The organism is Salmonella sp. 32100201201700099SM (genome assembly GCF_017572645.1).
Classification (GTDB): Bacteria; Pseudomonadota; Gammaproteobacteria; order Enterobacterales; family Enterobacteriaceae; genus Salmonella; species Salmonella enterica.
In genome coordinates, this window is sequence record NZ_JAGERQ010000002.1 from 65,391 (window position 1) to 85,816 (window position 20,426).

Sequence of the window (20,426 nt, forward strand, 5' to 3'; positions counted from 1 at the left end):
ATATTATGGGAAATAAAAGCATACAAAAGTTTTTTGCCGATCAAAATTCTGTAATTGATTTATCTTCTTTGGGTAATGCCAAAGGCGCAAAAGTTTCTCTTTCCGGGCCAGACATGAACATTACCACGCCGCATGGGTCAGTGATCATTGTCAATGGCGCTCTTTATTCAAGTATCAAAGGCAATAACCTCGCTGTTAAATTTAAAGATAAGACTATTACCGGCGCTAAAATTCTGGGCAGCGTAGATTTAAAAGATATTCAACTGGAGAGAATTGACAGCTCATTGGTTGATTCTGCTCAGGTAGAAAAGAAAGGTAATGGCAAACGACGAAATAAGAAGGAAGAAGAGGAATTAAAAAAGCAGCTTGACGAGGCTGAAAACGCAAAGAAAGAAGCTGATAAGGCGAAGGAAGAAGCAGAGAAAGCTAAGGAGGCAGCAGAAAAAGCGCTCAATGAAGCGTTTGAAGTACAGAACTCGTCAAAGCAAATTGAAGAAATGCTGCAGAACTTTTTGGCTGACAATGTAGCAAAAGACAATCTGGCTCAGCAAAGCGATGCTTCCCAGCAAAATACACAGGCTAAAGCAACGCAGGCTTCTAAACAGAACGATGCTGAAAAAGTTCTTCCTCAACCTATTAATAAAAATACCAGTACTGGCAAAAGTAATAGCAGTAAAAATGAGGAAAATAAGCTCGATGCCGAGTCTGTTAAAGAGCCGCTTAAAGTCACATTAGCGCTTGCGGCCGAGAGTAACAGCGGTAGCAAAGATGATAGTATAACTAATTTTACCAAACCTCAGTTTGTAGGTAGCACTGCTCCCAATGCCACGGTTATTATTAAAATTAATGGTATTGCTGTCGGTCAGGCTGTAGCGGATAGTTTGGGTAACTTCACCTTCACAGCGCCTGAAACATTGACTGATGGAACATACAATCTGGAGGCAGAGGCCAAGACTGCTGATGGAAGCGGTAGCGCCAAACTTGTCATTACTATCGATTCCGTTACCGATAAGCCAACATTTGAACTTTCGCCTGAAAGTAGTGTGTCCGGTCATAAGGGCTTAACGCCGACCTTGACGCCTTCAATTGTTGGTACGGCGGAAGAGAATGCTAAGGTTGACATTTATGTAGATAATAAACTGGTTGCCAGCGTTGATGTCGATAAAGATGGAAACTGGAGTTATGAATTTAAAGATAATGAATTATCTGAGGGCGAAAATAGTATAAAAGTCGTTGCCGTGGATAAAGCAGGTAATAAAAACGAAACGACGGATAGTATCATAACCGACACCATTTCTCCGGAAAAGCCGACGATTGAGCTGGATGATAGTAGTGATTCCGGCATTAAAAATGACAACATTACAAATAGCACTCTGCCAACATTTATTGGTGTGGCGGAACCTGGTTCTACAGTCTCTATTTATCTTGGGCTTAAACATCTTGGTGAGGTCATTGTTGCTAAAGATGGGACATGGAGCTATACGCTTACTACGCCGCTCAAGGATGGCGAATACAATATAACAGCAACCGCTACTGATATTGCCGGGCATACCTCTGCGACGGCAAATCTGCCTTTTACTATTGATACCCGTATCAGCTATTTCAGCGCTGAGATTGAAACGACTGATGATAGCGGTATTGTTGGAGATAACGTTACTAACAATACTCGCCCAACCTTTACAGGTAAAACTGAGCCAAATGCTATTATCAGTGTCATAAATAGTGAGACTGGCGAAGAGGTTATTTTTAAAGCGAATGACAAGGGCGAATGGACGTTCAATTTCACTTCAGACTCAGTGGAAGGGGTTAACAATCTTACGTTCACTGTTGAAGATGTCGCTGGCAACAAAAAGGATTTTTCCTTTAGTTACGTTATCGATACTGTTGCCCCTGTACCTCCGACGGTTTCTTTGGAGGATTTTGTTGTTTTACCGAATGGTATAATTTTATCAGGGAATGATTTACCGGCTTTAGTCGGTACGGCAGAGCCAAAGTTTACCATCTTATTGATGCGAGATGGTAAATTATATGACAGCATTGAGGTTGACTCAAACGGGACCTGGAATTATCAGTTTAGTAATAAATTTCTTCAGGGCGCCTATGATATTGAAATCATTTCTCAGGATGCCGCCGGTAATAAATCCTCTACTGTTAAATATTCTTTTACTATTCAAACTGAAGTTGTACCTCCAAAAGCGGAACTCGATGCCAGTGATGATTCCGGTGCAAAAGGCGACTGGATTACCAATAAACATAATGCTCTGACATTACTGGGAACAGCGGATAGGTTTGCTACCGTAAATATCCTTATTGATGGTAAAACGATAGGCGTGACGACTGCGGATGCAGACGGTAACTGGAATTTTGATATTTCCCGAAATCTGTCTGACAATGTTTATAAGATTACGGTTGAATCCATCGATCCTTTAGGAAGAACGTCATCTGTAGATTATCAGCTTACCATTGATAGCTTTACGCCGATCCCTACTGTTATGTTGCATGATAGCGCTGACTCTGGCGTTAAAGGCGATATGATTACTAAAATTAATACGCCGTTGTTTACCGGGATGGCTGAAGCTAATGCTAAGGTTTCCATCTATGTTGACGGTGTGTTAAGTGGTGAGGCTATTGCTGGCGATGATGGTGTATGGAATTTTCAATTTACCACAGCGTTATCCGATGGCTCGCATGACGTAACGGTAAAAGTAGAAGATATTGCCGGTAATACTGCCTCCTCATCAGCGTATAATTTCCAAATCGTAACGCAAACGCAAAAACCAACAATAGAGTTGGTCAACGATACGGGGGTTGATAATACAGACCATATTATTAATGAAAAGAATCCTGCACTGACAGGGACCGCTGCACCCTATTCAACGGTTAAACTCTATGTTGATGGCGCACTGATCGCTGAGGTCAGAACAAATAAAAATGGCAGATGGGAGTATACCCTGAAAGCCGATCAAGGTTTGGTTGATGGCGATCATAGAATAACCGCTTCAGTTGAAGATATCGCTGGCAACATTGCCCATTCGGATCCTTTCTTAATTAGCGTCGATACTGCTATTTCAATACCGATAGTTTCATTGAGCCCGGATTCAGATTCGGGAATTGCAGATGATAATTTAACGAATATCGTTAAACCTACCTTGCACCTAAAAGATATTGATCCGGACATTATCAGTGTTCAGGTATGGGATGCCATGTCTGATACGCAGATCGGTGTTGCCACGCAACAACCTGATGGTTCATGGGCCTATACCTTTACTTCAGATTTAACGGAAGGCTTGCATCAGGTTTATGTCAAGGTTGAGGACATTGCGGGTAATAAAGCGAACAGCGCGGTATTCGATTTTACTATCGATACCACAGTATCAACGCCGGTGATTTCCCTGCTTTCTAAGGATGATACGGGGGTGACAGGCGATAACCTGACCAATATCAATAAGCCAGGTTTTGCTATTTCCGGTGTTGATGCCGATGCGCATCGGGTCGTCGTACAGGTGATGCACAATGGCGTGAGCGAAGAGATCGAACTTTCCCACCTCAATGGTAGTTGGTTATTTACACCAGGGAATACGTGGGCGGATGGCAGCTACACGTTAACGGTGAAAGTAGAAGATAAGGCAGGAAATACCAGCTATTCAGCGCCGCTGACGGTCGTTATCGATACCCAAATCGCCATTGATGGGGTGGAACTGGTCAACGATAGCGGCGTGAAAGGCGATAATATGACCAACGACGACCGTCCCCACTTTCGTGTGACGGTACCTACGGATGTCAATGAAGTCCGTCTGAGCATTGACGGTGGTAATTCGTGGGTTCAGGCAACCCCGGGCGTGGCAGGAAGCTGGGAGTATATCTGGCCGACAGACCTGGCAGATGGTCAATACACGCTAACGGTGGAAGCGACTGATAAAGCAGGCAATACAGTGACGAAGACCATCGATTTCGCGGTGGATACCACGCTGTCAGTGCCGGTCATCGTACTGAATAGCGCGGACGATACCGGTGTCCAGGGCGATAACATGACGAATCGCACCCAGCCGACATTTGCCCTGCAGCATATTGATGATGATGCCGTTCGCGTTACGGTCAGCGTGGAGCATGGCGGCGTCACCACCACATTTGACGCCACGAAAGGCACAGGCGGATGGACCTTTACGCCGACAGGGGCGTGGGCGGATGGGGATTATACCCTGAGTGTGTCAGTCGAAGATAAAGCGGGGAACACCAGTCATTCTGCATCGCTGACGGTGACGGTGGACACGCAAATCGCCATTAATAACATTGAACTGGTCAATGACAGCGGTATTCCCGACGATAATCTGACTAATAACGTGCGTCCGCACTTCCAGGTGACGGTACCGACGGATGTCAACGTGGTGCGCCTGAGCATTGACGGCGGCAAGACGTGGTTCAACGCTACCCAGAGCGCGACGCCGGGCGTCTGGGATTATACCTGGCTGGCTGATGTGGGAGAGGGGAAGCATACCCTGACAGTGGAGGCGACCGACAAGGCGGGAAACCAGACGACGCAGCAACTGGACTTCATCATTGATACCCTACTGTCAGAACCGACTATCGTGCTGGACAACACGGACGACAGCGGAACAAAAGGCGATAACCTGACCAACGTAAATAAGCCGACGTTTTTACTGGGCAATATTGACGTAGACGCGCGGTATGTCACGGTTGAGGTGCTGCATGGCGGCACGAAAGAAGTGCTGACGGCCACCAAAGGCGCGACCGGCATCTGGAGCGTGACACCGACCGGCACATGGGCAGATGGCGACTATACGCTGACGGTGAGGGTGGAGGATGATGCGGGGAACGTAAAATACTCAGCGCCGCTGACGGTCACGGTTGATACCCAAATCACCATCGATGTTATTGAACTGGTTAATGATAACGGTATTCCCGGCGACAACCTGACCAATGACGTTCGTCCACACTTCCGCGTCACGGTGCCAGGGGATGTCAACGAGGTACGTCTGAGTATCGACGGCGGTAATACGTGGGTTCGTGCAACACAGGGCACGGCAGGGATCTGGGATTACACCTGGCCGAAAGATGTGACCGACGGGCTACATACCCTGACGGTAGAAGCGACCGATAAGGCGGGAAATAAGACGACGCAGACGCTCGATTTTACCATTGATACCCGGCTGTCAACGCCTACCATCGCTATGGACAGCAGGGACGATACAGGCGCCATTGGCGATCATATTACGAGCGTCAAAAGACCGGGCTTTACCATTGGCAATATTGACGCCGATGCGCACTCGGTCATTTTGCGGATCACACAGGGCGGCAATAGCCAGGAAGTGACACTAACCCAGGTTGGAGGACAGTGGCGCTTTACGCCAGATGCTGACTGGGCGGACGGTAGCTATACGCTGACGGTAGAGGTAACGGATAACGCAGGAAACGTTCGTCAGTCCACGCCGCTGGTGGTGACGGTGGACACGCAAACCAGCATTACTGATATTACATTGGTCAATGATCATGGCGTACCTGATGACAATCTAACTAATAGCACCCGTCCGCAGTTTGAGATCACGGTGCCGGCGGATGTGAATTCTGTGCAACTGAGCATTGATGGGGGCGCAAACTGGGTGAGCGCGACGCAGGGTATCGAAGGCGTCTGGGGCTATACCTGGCCAACGGATATGGGCGATGGAAAACACACCCTAACCGTCATGGTCACCGACAGAGCGGGCAATACGGCGACGCAAACGCTTGAATTTTTCATCGACACCCGGTTGTCGACGCCGACCATTGCGCTGGATAGCACGGATGATACCGGTACGCCTGGCGATGATATGACCAATCGCACCCGGCCGACTTTTATTCTGCAGAATATCGATTCGGATGTTATCAACGTTACAGTCAGCGTCACGCATAATGGAACGACAACCTCGTTTACCGCGACACAGGGGGCTGGAGGATGGAGCTTTACACCGCCAGCGCCGTGGGGCGACGGTGATTATACGCTGACGGTGACAGTGGAGGATCGGGCGGGAAATACGCGTCCGTCTACGCCGCTGACGGTGACAGTGGATACGCAAATAGCCATTGATCATATTGAATTAGTCAACGATAGCGGCGTCCCTGGCGATAATGTGACAAAACATGTGCGTCCGCAGTTCCAGATCTCGGTACCGGATGATGTGGAAAAGGTTCTTCTGAGTATTGACGGCGGCACGACCTGGGTTACTGCAATCAAGAGTTCGACGGCTGGCATTTGGGATTACACCTGGCCGACGGATATGCCAGAGGGACAGCATACCCTGATCGTGGAAGTGACTGACGGTGCGGGTAATAAGATGACGGGGACGCTCGATTTCACTATCGACATCACGTTGTTGACGCCAACCATTGAGCTAGCGCCCGATCAGGATACCGGACAGAATAAGAACGATAATCTGACCAGCGTCACTCAGCCGGTATTTGTGTTGGGGAGTATCGATAAAGATGTTCGACACGTGGAATTGAGTATTGAGCATAACGGCACGTTTAAAACGGTGGTACTCACCGAATCAGCCGACGGCTGGCGCTATCGACCGGATTCTGCTTTGGCGGACGGTAGCTACACATTCACCGTGACGGTAACAGATGTGGCCGGTAATCAGCAAACATCCGCGCCTTTAAAGGTGACGATAGACGGTACGTTGACTACGCCGGTGATTGAGCTGGCGGCCGGCGAAGATAGCGGTACTGTTGGCGATCGCCTCACCAATCACGATCGGCCTGTGTTCGACATACGCCAGATTGATTCTGACGTTACGCGCGTGATGGTCAAAGTAACTTACAACGGTAAAACGCACGAGGAAGCGGCGGTATTCACCAATGGTCAATGGCGCTTTACGCCTTCTGCGAGCTGGGCTGATGGCTCATATCAGTTAGCCGTTGTGGTGGAAGATCTGGCGGGGAATGTAAAAGAATCTGCGCCGTTAGAGGTACGTATTGATACCACGACAACCATTAACAATATCGTATTGCTTAATGATACTGGCGTGCAGAATGATCAATTAACGAATGTTGCCAAACCGTCATTCAGAATTGACGTTCCCGGTGATGTCGTCCAGGTACGCGTAACCCTGGATGGTGGCGCTAACTGGAATGTGATACGCAAAAATGCCGACGGACAGTGGATTTTTGACAGCCCGAATACTCTGGTTGACGGCACATATACCCTTCGCGTAGAGGCCACGGATGAGGCAGGTAATATTGCGAATAAAGATTTAGTATTTAATATCGATACTAATATACAGGTTCCGACTATTGCTTTAGACGCAGGACAAGATACCGGAGCGAATACAGCCGATAATATTACTAATATTTCACGACCCACCTTTACGATTGGTAATGTTGACCCCGATGTTATCAAAGTCGTGGTGACGATTGATGGTCATGATTATAACGCGACTAAGGTTGGGGCTGGTTGGCAATTTACACCAGGCAATGCCATTCCGGATGGTTCTTATAATATTACCGTTACGGTTGAAGATAAGGCCGGAAATACCGCGACATCGAAACCATTACCTGTTGTGATAGATACGACGGCTGAAATTGAAAGCGTCACGTTGGTTACAGATAGCGGTGATAGCGATGTAGATAACATTACCAAAGTCGACAAGCCGCAGTTTAGTATTGTTACCGCTGATGATATTACCCATGTGCGCGTTAAAATCGATAACGCCGCTAATTGGATTGAACTCACAAAAGGAGGGGATGGTCGCTGGATATTTAATGTCGGTTCGGCATTACCTGATGGGCAACACACTCTCTTGGTTGATGTGACTGATATCGCCGGCAACGTTGCGCAAGAAACGCTGCAGTTTACGATTGATACGACTCTGCGAGAGCCGACAATTGTACTCGATCCCACCCATGATACTGGTGATGATACTAATGATAATCTTACCAGGATTAACAAACCGGTGTTTATTATCGGTAATGTCGATAATGATGTATCACACATTGTGGTTCATCTTGATGGTCGGGATTACACCATTGAAAACAAAGGGGGGAATTTAACCTTTACGCCGGATCAACCGCTGTCTGACGGTCAGCATACGATCTCTGTTACCGTAACGGATATTGCTGGTAATACCAAAACATCGGCCGAACTGCAGATTGAAATCGACACGCAGGTTCAGATTGACAGTGTTACGTTAACAACAGATAGCGGCGTCAACGATCACGATAATGTCACCAATGCTACCCGTCCCTCTTTTGAAATTGCAACGCCTGATGATGTGACATCGGTGCTGGTTTCTTTCGATGGCGTAAACTGGACGCCCATCAGTAAAAATGCGGCCGGGCAGTGGCAATTTACTGCAGGTAGCGCATTGTCTGATGGTCATTATACTCTCCATGTCCAGGCGACGGATCGGGCAGGGAATACGGCAAATTCCACGCTGGGCTTTACCGTGGATACGCAGATTGACGGCCTGAGCGTCGTGATGCTGGACGACGCCGGAAAGGATTCTACGGATGGTATTACGAATATTACCTCTCCACGTTTTGAAATTTCAGCCAGAGAACAGTTGCAGAGCGTGACGGTAATTTTAAACGGGAAATCCAGCACCCTGACTCAGGGGGCAGGTAATAAATGGCTGTTTACCCCTGATACACCGTTAGTGGATGGAACTTACAAAATAGAAATAGTGGCTGAAGATATCGCAGGTAATAAAATTAGCAAAGAGGTATCATTCACAATAGACACTATTGTTTCTGATCCCAGTATTGATTTGCTGGATGCGGATGATACTGGCGAAAGCGCTGTTGATAATATTACGAGTGTCACTACACCACGTTTCGTTATTGGCAATGTACCCGCCGATATTGATACTGTTGTAATCAGAATTAACGGCGTTTCTTATCCGGTTACGGCAAATGGCAATAACCTCTGGGAATTTCAGGTTCCCGTTGCGTTAAACGATGGCGTATATGAAGCCGTTGTTGTCTTCAGAGATATTGCCGGAAATACTTCTGAAACTAAGCTGCCCTTTACCATTGATACCACGACAAGCGTCAGTGTCAGAATGGAGCCAGCGTCTGATACCGGCAGCTCCAATAGCGATAACCTTACGAATAAGCAAAATCCCAAATTCGAAGGTACTGCAGAGCCCAATGCGAAACTGGTGATTACCATTGTTGACGATAAGTCAGGTCGGGAGGTTTTAAAACACACGATTACGGTTGGCGCCGATGGCAACTGGAGTGTGACGCCGAATATACTGCCGGATGGCATGTATACCATCAACGTCGTCGCAACAGATGTCGCGGGAAATACTGCGCAAACGCAGGAAAGATTCACTATCGATACGGTTACGATCGATCCCACCATTCGCCTTTCGGATCCATCTATTGATGATCAGTATGAGGCAACCAGCCTGCGTCCTGAGTTCAAAGGGCTCGCCGAAGCGTTCTCGACGATTATGATTCAGTGGGATGGGAAAGTGGTCGGCTCGGCAAACGCCAATGCGAATGGTGAATGGAGTTGGACGCCGCCATCAGTATTAGCGCCAGGCTCCTATGTTGTGAGCATTGTTGCCAAAGATAAAGCGGGTAATGAATCGTCGCAGGTCGACTTTCCTGTAGTAATACCTGTTATTGATGTCACGCCTCCAACCATAAAGCTCAGCGAGGAGAGCGATAGTGGTGCCTTAGGAGACTTTACGACGAATAATAAAACGCCGACCCTGATTGGGAGCACGTTACCTAATACGATTGTGAGTATTTATGTGGATGGCGTGAAGGTCGGCGAGGCGACAGCGGATACAGCGGGCCGATATACTTTCCAGTTATCGGAAATGAAAGATGGCCATTATGTCGTCCAGGTGGGTATCGTCAACCCTCGCGATAATAGCGAACTGCGTTCCACCGCCGTTGATGTCACTATCGATACCGAGGTTGCTGAACTGGTATGGAATATATCTGGAATGCATGAGGGCGGATATATCAACACGGTGACGCCGGAGATTGGCGGCACCAGTGAGCCAAACAGCAAAATCACTATCTTTGTGAATGGCGTTGAAAAAGCGATTGCTTATACGACAGGCGCAGGACACTGGGGCGTAGTATTACCCGCTTTGGGTAATGACGGTAATTATGAATTAACGTTTAAAGTTGAAGACGTTGCCGGCAATATCAGAGAGTTTGGTCCGCAGAATGTGATACTGGATACGGTAATTTCGCCGTTAACCGTGGTATTACGCGAAGCTGATGACAGTGGCAAAGTTGGCGACTGGATCACCAATAAATCTCATGTCACCATCGATGGTACTGCCGAAGCCGGAAGTACTTTGACCATCAGGAATCCGCAGGGAGTGGTTATTGCTACCCTGGTGGTAGGCAATGATGGTCGATGGAGCGCAGAATTAGATCTGCGTGAAGGTAGTAATGCCTTTGTCGTGGTATCGGAAGATAAAGCGGGCAACAGCCAACAAAAAGATATTCTGATAGAACATGATACGCAGATTGAAATCAGCGATATTTCATTAAGTCGGGATACTAATAGCGGTGATAAATATGATCTGATTACCAATAATAAGTCTCCGGTACTGGTTGCCATGACCGATCCCGGCGCGACGGTACAGGTTTATATTAATGGTGTGTTACAAGGCACAGTAGAGGCGAGTTCGTCAGGTAATATTAGCTATACCATGCCGGCAAATAGCGCCGACGGCGAGTATCAGGTGCAATTTGTTGCTACGGATACTGCTGGTAACCGGGTTGAATCTGCGATTACGACCGTGACAATCGATTCTCAAATTGCTGTCTTTGATATTGATGAAGATTCATTACCGGCCCTCTCTAATAACCGGGCGTTGTCAGTCTCAGGCGTCGGGGAGGCTGGTTCTCAGGTCAGCATCTTTGTCGATGGTAAATTAGTCAACGTTGTTATGGTTGAGGCTGATGGCTCATGGCGCGCGCCGATACTGCTGCAAGATGATGGTACGTTTAATATTCATTTCAGCATTACTGACGTTGCTGGCAACACTCAAGTAAGCAAGAATTACAGTGTGGATGTCGATTCATCAACCGACTTCCCAACGCTCAACCTTGAAGATGCGAGCAACTCTGGTTCACTTGACGATCTGATTACTAATCACAACAAGCCTGTGTTAGTTGGCACCGCAGAAGCGGGAGCCACAATCCATATTTATGTGGATGAAAAGATCGTGGCAAATGTGCTTGTGCTTGAAGATGGAACCTGGTCCTATCAGTTTGATAATGCGTTAAAAGATAGTGAATATTCTATCCGTGTGGTTGCCGAAGACCCGGCAGGTAATACGGCAGAATCGCCTCGCTTACTCGTCACGATAGATACCAGTACGTTTATCGATAATCCTGCTATGGTGGCAGGTTCTGATAACGGTATTTTCAGTAATGATAGTATAACGAGTCAGACCCGGCCTACGTTTAGTATTTTTGGAGAAATGAACCAGAGTGTTCAGATTTTCATTGATGGGGTGTTAGTCGATACGATCACGGTGACGGACAGAAATCAAGTTTATCGACCTGAGTCACCGTTGGGCGATGGTTCCCATAGCATTTATTATGTTATCACCGATAAAGCAGGCAACACGGCTACCTCGAAAACGCTAAACTTTACTATCGATACCTTTAATACGACGCCTGTCGCCATTGATTCTATCGGTGGACAAACGTTAGCAGAGATGACCGGTAGTGATGGCAAAATATATATAACGGACACGACGCGTAACTTATTGTTTAGTGGCAGTGCCGAGCCCAATAGCAAAATAGAAATCATCATTAATGGCTTAAATGTGGGGGAAGTTTGGGTTAATGAAAAAGGCCACTGGCAGATGCCGGTGAACCCGCTTTATTTCACAGAAGGCCAACTGGATATCACTGTTAAATCTACGGACCGTGCTGGTAACGTAAATCAGGAAAAGTATTCCATTTGGGTCGATACGCATATCCAGGTATTTACCAGCGAGCTTGATGACAATAAATCATCATCGAAAACGGACTGGTGGAGTAATAGCTCCACTATTACCATGAGAGGTATGGGGGAAATTGGCGCTACGGTATCATTAATCGTGGCAGGGGTCACGCTGGCAACCGCTGTCGTTGCGGCTAATGGGCAGTGGGAATTATCGACCGATCAGCTTCCGGAAGGGAAATACGATATCACTTTGAGTATTGAGGATAACGCAGGCAACCGTAAGGAAGAGGTACATGAAATATTTATTGATCGAACGCCGCCAAACGCTCCGGTCGTAACTTATTCAGACATTGTCAACGATCTAATTATTATGCAGGGAACGGCGGAAGCCAAATCTCAGCTAATAATAACCGATAGTAATGGGAATACTTATACGTTAACCGTTCCTGATAATGGTAAATGGAGTATGGCGATCCCGTATCCATCGGAAGGGAAGTTTACCATTACGAGTGTGGATGCGATTGGTAACCGGAGTGATGATGTCCCTCTCGATATCATGAAAGAGGTTCCCGTTATTTCATTATCTCCAGACTCAGACAGTGGTACGGTGGGCGATAATATTACGCGCGATAAGCAACCTACCTTTATTATCGGGAATCTGGAAAGCGATGTTGTGGTCGTTCAGGTCGATATCAATGGGACAGTATATAATGCTGAAAAAAATGCCGATGGCGTTTGGTTCTTTACGCCAGGTACACCGTTAGCTGATGGTTCCTATACGATATCGGTAATCGCAAGCGATGCCGCGGGTAATCAGAAAAACTCGTTACCCATTACCGTTACGATCGACAGTACGCTGACGGTGCCGGAGATTGCGTTGGCAGCAGGTGAAGACAATGGCGTTTCAGACAGCGATAACGTGACGAATCACACCCAGCCTAAGTTCACGCTGCAGCATATTGATGCTGATGTGACCGGGGTGACCGTAAACGTGACGCATAACAGCGTGACAGACACCTATCAGGCGACGCAAGGCGCGGATGGCTGGACCTTCACGCCGCCAGCCGCCTGGAATGATGGTACCTACACGCTGAGCGTGACGGTGGTGGATCGCGCGGGGAACTCACAGCAATCTGCTTCGCTAGCGGTGACGGTTGACTCAACGGTGACGGTAACAGCGGATAGCCAGCATGACGATGCGAGCGATGACGCCACGCCAACAGCGGTTACTCCACCGGAGTCTGAAACAGTGAATGCCGAAAGCGATACGCATCTTCGTACAGTGCCGTCTGCGGCGGAAGAAAGCGTGGTGAAGGAGACGGCCTATAGTATTACATTGTTAAACGCTAACTCTGGGGATGAAATAGATCGTTCAATTAGTCAGACACCTTCTTTTGAAATATCAGTACCTGAGAATATTGTTAATGTCAGTGTTATGTTTGAAGGAGAAGAGTTTACTCTGCCGATAACTAACCAGAAAGCAATATTCGAAGTTCCGCTATCTTTAGAAGATGGTGAATATACTATGGACGTGAAATTCATTGATAAGGACGATGATTTCCTGATTAAGGAAAAAACATTCTCAGTCGATCACTCCTCGGCGGATATTGTGAACGCAATGAATGCAAGAGGAAAGACCGAGGATGATATTAATGATTCCCCTTCCACGAGTTCTGTAGGGCACAACAATAACGGCGCTATTGATGTTTTCGCCGTTAATGAAGTTACGCTACCTGTAGATAATCAAGAAGAACACGCATAATAACGGAGGCCCCTCACCTTTGGGTGAGGGGGTTTACTTATGGATAAAAAACTAGAACCTTATTATTTAAGTGCGGAAACGGCATTATCTATAGTGTCTAAAAAATTCAACATAAAAATTGACATCAAAGAGGATGATATAAATTTAAGATTTAAAAAGTACGACAGAAATAACACTGATGACTCTATACAAATGAAGAATTTCTTTTTGTCGTTAGGGCTTTCTCTACAGGATATATTATTTAATAATGGTGAGGATTTACTAAATGAGCCTATGCCGATTTTACTATTAACACCAGAAATGAAGTGGATGGTGTGTGTGAGCGGCGGGCAAAAAATAAAGTTGGTAAACGCGCGCGGTGAACTCTGTTATGTTGAAATTGAAGATGAATATTTAAAAGAGTTATCTGCATTTAGTATACTACCTTTAAATAAAGTTGTTGATAGTATAAGAGTAAAAAATATCATAAAAAACTCTTTATCGATGAACAAGATTTTTTATACTAAATACTTCTTTTCATCTCTTTTTATGGCAATTTTTGCGTTAACTATCCCAGTATTTAGTAATCTGTTCTATGATAAGCTTGTTCCAAGCGCTTCGGTTTCATCGTTATTTGGCGTGGCTATAATTGTTGCTGTATTTATTGTTTTTGAGTTTATCCTTCGTACTTCGAAAGATATTTATCAGTCTATCACAGCAAGGCAGGATGACGTCGATATTGATATCGCATTTCTTGAAGCGGTACTTTATAGTAAAAAGAAAAATGGCAGATCCATGTCATCAGCATTTGTGCTATGGAATGAGTTTCAGAAAATTAAACCCGTTTTATTAAACTCGATCTTTCAACGTATAGCCGATATTCCAATATTTATTATATTTCTCATTGTTATATATGTAAATTTAGGTCTGGTCGTTATTGTACCTGTTACCATGTTTATCGTCTCTATTATTATTTCCCTCGTTAACCACCATTATACTAATGAGTTAATGAACAAACAAAAAGAAGGACAGAAGAACAGGAATATTTTTATCTCAGAAGTTTTCTTATCTATTAAAATGATCCATACCTTAAATAATCAAGGTTTACTTTTTGATTGGGTCAACACATCAAATGAACAGTCGTATCTTAACCTGAAGATAAGGAAATTAAATCTTATCTATCAATCTATATTGGGGAGTATGTCATCTATTACCCAAATAACTATTATGGTAATAGCCTTTTTTATGGTAATCAAGGGTGATGTTACTACTGGCGCAATTGTTTCATCTGTCATTGTCTCTGGTCGTATTTCCGGGATCATTTCGAATTTTTCTTCTACATTAATCTCTATTTTATCAGCAGAAAAAACCGGTAAGGATCTGCTTTCTTTTTTTGATGAAGATCAGGCAGAAAAAACACCGGCATTACAGTCAATATCAAAGTGCAATGGCGATATCTCTATTCGGGGCGTGAGTTATCAGTATGATGCTCAATCTCCGATGATTATTAATCGACTGTCTATAGACATACCTGCGGGGCAGCGTGTCGCAGTGATAGGCGAATGCGGTGCAGGAAAAAGCTCATTACTGGGAATGCTATCTGGCTACCTTTCGCCAACAGACGGTGCCATTTTATATGATGGATATAACTTAGGACATTTATCGCAGAACTTTTTTTCTCAGCATTTAAGTGTGGTGACGACACATGATGTTTTATTCACCGGAACCATTGAAAGTAATTTCGCGTTAAAACCGCAAAACGACAGGGGACGAGTACTCAAGGCGCTTCATCTGGCGAACTGTGGTTTTATCTTGCAACATCCTATGGGGCTGAAGTTTCCGGTGAATTTTATGGCTAAAAACCTGTCATCCGGACAGCAGCAGCAGTTATTATTAGCACGTAGTCTGAGCAGTAACGCCAGCGTCTTTTTATTGGATGAACCAACATCAAATCTGGATGAGAATACCGAGAAGCAAATTTTTGATAACTTAGATGAGTTTATTCATGGGAAAACGTTGATCATGGTGACGCATCGTCGATACCTGATAAAGTATTTTGACCGGGTCCTGGTAATGAAAGGTGGAAAAATAATCCGTGATTGTTCTCCGGATAAATTATTAATGTAAAATAAGCCGCGCTTGTCGCTGTTATCAGGTGGTACTGCTTAATAAAAAAGACCCGTTGCACAAACGGGTCTTTTTTTGTCATTTAACGAGTCGGCAACGTCTTCAATAAGTTTAGCTCAATTCTGTTAGGGCTATTCCACTTGCCATTTTTGGATAACCACACCTGGCGGCCCTCATCAACGGCAATGCGAGGGACGTGATGGTTCGCAAGGCTACCCCTGGCGCGCGATTCCGCGTTGAGATAACCAGTGGGCGGCTTCAGCGGCAGCGATAGCGTATCAGGTCAGCACCATCGGCCATTCTGGCGGGGTCTGGCTCATCGTTTCGACCATCACGGCTTCAATGTTATGCCAGATCGCAGCGAGATCCATCATGGTAATACCGAGTAAGCCGGTGGCAAACCAGCAGGCGGATACCACGCCCAGACCGCTACTGATCACCGCCAGACCAATATAATCTGATTTACGGAAACGGATATTGAGCGTGCTGGCTAAAAACATGAGCACGGCGCTCAGCAGTTGCCAACGGAGAAGAACGACACCAGTGGTTATGGCAGCCATGAAACATTTCCTCTGAATAGACCTTTGTCCAGGACAGCGCGGCGTTGCTCCCGGGAAGCATGGGATATTCTGGCTATCGACGGACGTCACATCAACATCGAATGAAACATTGTTTCTATTTCATTGTTTTTGTGAACTATATCACAAAAACAGGCTTATTCGCCAGATCGGCAATGTATTTTTTGTGCGTTTTATAACCTTATTTTTTGTGTGACTTCTGTGCGTCCGTAGAGAAACTGCCGGAAAGCAAAGATGTATTATTACTACTCTTTTATTTTTTTTCGTGAAATTCAGACCTGATAAAAATATCAAGTTATTTATCAAAAGAAAGGAGTAAAGATGTATACCCCATCGTTTACTTGAGTATAAATCTGATATTATCAAAAATATTTAGCGTCCTGCCTGGTATGCGAGAGAGATTGCGCGTAGTTATTAATGGTAAATGTTGATCGGTAAAAGTCTGTTGCTAATATTGATAAATTCATGCACCGTAAACCTCCGTTTGGTTCACGTCTTATTTTGCCAACAATAGTCACAAATAATGCAGGGAAATAGGCTGAAAATGAGTCAAAGCACACGACGCAAGGTGTTGAGATTTCTCGGAACGATCATTGTGGTGTTACTTCCTGTATTGCTGGCGATCTGGTTTGCTCATATCCGGGCAGTCTCTGAAACCAGAAATCAGTTACATTCATTTGCGCAGTTGGTATTAGATAAAACGGAGCGGGTTATCCTGCAAGCAGATTTAGCCCGCGATGCCGCTGAACAATATCAGGGGCAAGCCTGTACGCCAGCCCATCAACAGCGAATGCTGAATATTATCCGCGGTCGTTTGTACATTAATGAGTTGATTTATGCGAAGGGCCAGCGTTTTCTATGCTCTACGGTTATGACGCCAACAAGTCCTTATTTTATTCCCCGCGCTGACTATAAACGAAAGCCTGACATCGCTATTTATTACTATCGTGATACGCCTTTTTTCAACGGTTATAAAATGACATATATGCAGCGGGGAAACTATGTCGCGGTTATCAATCCCTTATCTTATAGCGAGGTGATGTCAGACGATCCGGCGTTGGCCTGGGGAATGTATGATACGGTGACCAACACCTTTTTCTCCCTGAGTGAACAGGCGCAGGCTGATCAGCTATTACCTTTGGTACGACGGAGTGAACCTGTGTTCCAACAGGGTGAGCGTTTTTATACTCTGGTTAAATCAGCAAAACGACCGGTTGCCGCGATTGTGTCAACCTCAAAGCAACGCTTTTACCAGAACCTCTTTCATCAGCTTACGTTAACGCTACCGTTAGGGATCATCTGTAGCATTATCGTCTTATTTATGTGGTCACGATCCCGGCAGGCATATTACTCACCGCGTCGATTGCTGCAACGGGCCATTACTAGGCACCAGCTTTGCCTTCATTATCAGCCGATCATTGATATCCGAAACGGGACATGTGTAGGTGCCGAAGCGCTATTGCGTTGGCCGGGCTATCACGGTCCGGTGATGAGCCCGTGCGAATTTATTCCGCTGGCGGAAAAAGAGGGGATGATTGAGCAGATCACCGATTATGTCGTCGAAGAGGTATTTAATGATTTAGGTGGTTTTCTGGCCGCGCACCCGCATCTTTATGTCTCTATCAATCTCTCTGCCGCCGATTTTCTCTCTTCCCGACTAATTGTGATGATTCATGAAAAAACGCGTCAGCATTCAGTGCTTGCGCAACAGATAAAGGTTGAAGTGACTGAGCGCGGATTTATTGATGTGCCTAAAATGACGCCGATTATTCAGGCGTTTCGCCAGGCGGGATACGAGGTGGCAATTGATGACTTTGGTACCGGCTATTCGAACTTGCATAACCTGTACTCATTAAATGTCGACCTTTTAAAAATTGATAAATCTTTTGTCGACACGCTAACCACTAATAGCGCCAGCCATTTGATTGTGGAACATATTATTGAAATGGCGCAAAGTTTGCGGCTAAAAATCATTGCTGAGGGGGTTGAAACGGCTGAACAGGTTAGCTGGTTGCTAAAACGCGGCGTTCAATATTGTCAGGGATGGCACTTTGCGAAGGCGTTGCCACCGCAGGAATTCATCGCCTGGTTACAACAAACGCCCGCGCCTCTGACGATACGCGGGCAGACGCCCTACAGGCGGTGACGGTAATCGCTGGGAGTGCGATCGAACTCGCGGCGAAATACACGCGAGAAGGTTTGCTGCGATACATAGCCCAGGTCCATCGCGATATCAAAAATCGGGCGCTCGGTCGTTCGTAGCTCAACGGCCGCCAACAGGAGACGGCGCTGGCGAATATACTCGCCTAATGTTTGATGCGTTACCGTACGAAACATCCGCTGCAAATACCACTTGGAGTAGCCCGATTTTTTTGCCACCACATCAATGTTTAGCGGTTGGTCGATATGTTCATCAATCCATTCGATAAGGGTCTGAATTATCTGCTGATGCGACATATTGTTGCCTCTTAAACAGTATTCGATTCGTCGTTTTGTCTGCGGGCGAGTATAATTCCTCAAGTTAACTTGAGGTAAAGCGATTTATGGAAAAAAAATCTCCCCGTTTAAAAGCCTTACTGACGCCGGGGGAAGTTGCGAAACGTAGCGGTGTTGCTGTGTCCGCCCTGCACTTCTATGAAAGCAAAGGGCTAATTACCAGTATCCGTAATAGCGGTAACCAACGGCGATACAAGCGTGACGTGTTGCGTTATGTCGCGATTATCAAGATCGCCCAGCGTATCGGCATCCCGCTGGCAACTATCGGCGACGCGTTTGGTATCTTGCCGGAAGGGCATACGTTAAGCGCGAAAGAGTGGAAGCAGCTCTCATCGCAGTGGCGCGAAGAGTTAGACCGACGTATTCATACGCTGGTGGCGTTGCGCGATGAGCTGGACGGTTGTATCGGCTGCGGCTGTTTATCGCGTAGCGACTGTCCGCTGCGAAATCCAGGCGACAGACTTGGCGAACACGGGACGGGCGCCCGGCTGCTTGAAGATGATTAACATGCACTCGGCCATCGGGCTGAGCTCACCTAAAACTAAAGCGCCGCTAAGGGCGCTTTAGTTTGTTTCCGGTCTTTGTCTTTCGCTCTATCCCGCTGATTACAGGAGGGTTTCCCCCGACGTCAACACACCTCATATCGAGCACGTGGTGGAGGTTCCGGTTTGTGTTGATACTGTAAGTGTAAGCGACGACGCCCTGTTCGCCAGCGAAATGCTGATTTTTTAGCCGAAATTTTTACGGCAACTGCCATAATTTTCTATAGTTAGTTGGCATACCTTACAGGAGACAGCCATGCTGACGGTGCACCATTTAAATCAGTCTCGTTCGCAGCGTATCCTCTGGGCGCTGGAAGAGCTGGCGTTGCCTTACCAGATTGTGCGTTACCAGCGTGAAAAGACCATGCTGGCGCCGCCGGCATTGAAAAAAGTGCATCCGCTGGGCAAGTCTCCGGTTATCGAAGATCACGGTATGGTTATTGCGGAATCGGGCGCCATCCTGGAATATTTGCAGGACACTTACGACAGTATCGGACGCTTTAAGCCTGCGGATGCGCAGGGAAAACAACACTATCGATTCTGGCTACATTACGCTGAAGGTTCGCTCATGCCCTTGCTATTGATGAGACTGCTCTTTACCTCTCTGGGTAAACCGCCGGTACCATTGGGCCTGCGAACGTTGGGCGGCGTTATCGGTAAGGGCGCGCAAAAAACGTACCTCAATCCGCAACTGGAAACCCATGCGCGCTTTATTGACGGGCATCTGGCAAATCACCCCTGGTTTGCCGGAGAGCAGTTAAGTATGGCGGATATCCAGATGAGCTTCCCGCTATTTGCGCTGCTTGCCCGAGGCGGAATCGCTCATCTCGACCATATCAACGCATGGAAAGCGCGGGTAGAAATGCGTCCAGCCTGGCAGCGAGCGATTCAGCAGGGCGGTCCGTTTACCATTCCCGGCGGATAACGGTGTTTTTGTGAGCAGATTGCGCAACGTATTTGCTAACAGCGATGCGAAAAATTGTTGCTGGATTGCGCAGGGACGATAACGTTTGCGC

At 46.5% G+C, this 20,426-nt stretch carries 7 protein-coding genes; 5 read left to right on the plus strand and 2 right to left on the minus strand.

Features of this window, described 5'->3' with window-relative positions; all coding sequences use genetic code 11:
- The first annotated feature begins 5 nt into the window (after window positions 1-5).
- Together J4685_RS03720 and siiF are read left to right on the plus strand one after the other, a co-directional pair.
- The gene (locus tag J4685_RS03720; RefSeq protein WP_000527199.1) at window positions 6-13,688 is read left to right on the plus strand and encodes an Ig-like domain-containing protein; all 13,683 of its coding nucleotides are present in this window, start codon (window positions 6-8) and stop codon (window positions 13,686-13,688) included.
- 39 nt (window positions 13,689-13,727) lie between these two features.
- Complete coding sequence (siiF, locus tag J4685_RS03725; RefSeq protein WP_000358573.1) at window positions 13,728-15,794, plus strand: SPI-4 type I secretion system protein SiiF; 2,067 nt, start codon at window positions 13,728-13,730, stop codon at window positions 15,792-15,794.
- A 278-nt stretch (window positions 15,795-16,072) separates the two neighbouring features.
- Here siiF and J4685_RS03730 read toward each other — a convergent pair whose 3' ends face one another.
- Window positions 16,073-16,354 carry a YjcB family protein gene (locus J4685_RS03730; protein WP_000719058.1) on the minus strand — a complete coding sequence of 94 codons (282 nt, stop codon included), beginning with the start codon at window positions 16,352-16,354 and terminating at the stop codon, window positions 16,073-16,075.
- A 562-nt stretch (window positions 16,355-16,916) separates the two neighbouring features.
- Between J4685_RS03730 and J4685_RS03735 the strand changes: the two genes are divergently transcribed.
- On the plus strand, window positions 16,917-18,518 hold the full coding sequence (locus J4685_RS03735; protein ID WP_000083651.1) for an EAL domain-containing protein: 1,602 nt from the start codon (window positions 16,917-16,919) through the stop codon (window positions 18,516-18,518).
- On the opposite strand, the gene soxS is transcribed toward J4685_RS03735, so the two are convergent.
- Entirely contained in the window at window positions 18,506-18,829 is a 324-nt protein-coding gene (soxS, locus tag J4685_RS03740; RefSeq protein WP_000019483.1) for a superoxide response transcriptional regulator SoxS, read from the minus strand. The two genes, J4685_RS03735 and soxS, sit on opposite strands and share 13 nt — an antisense overlap.
- 86 nt (window positions 18,830-18,915) lie before the next feature.
- Between soxS and soxR the strand changes: the two genes are divergently transcribed.
- Both soxR and J4685_RS03750 read left to right on the plus strand, forming a co-directional pair.
- A complete protein-coding gene (gene soxR / locus J4685_RS03745; RefSeq protein WP_000412686.1) occupies window positions 18,916-19,374 on the plus strand; it encodes a redox-sensitive transcriptional activator SoxR in 459 nt (152 codons plus the stop codon).
- A 292-nt stretch (window positions 19,375-19,666) separates the two neighbouring features.
- The gene (locus tag J4685_RS03750; protein WP_000958578.1) at window positions 19,667-20,335 is read left to right on the plus strand and encodes a glutathione S-transferase family protein; all 669 of its coding nucleotides are present in this window, start codon (window positions 19,667-19,669) and stop codon (window positions 20,333-20,335) included.
- Window positions 20,336-20,426 lie beyond the last annotated feature (91 nt).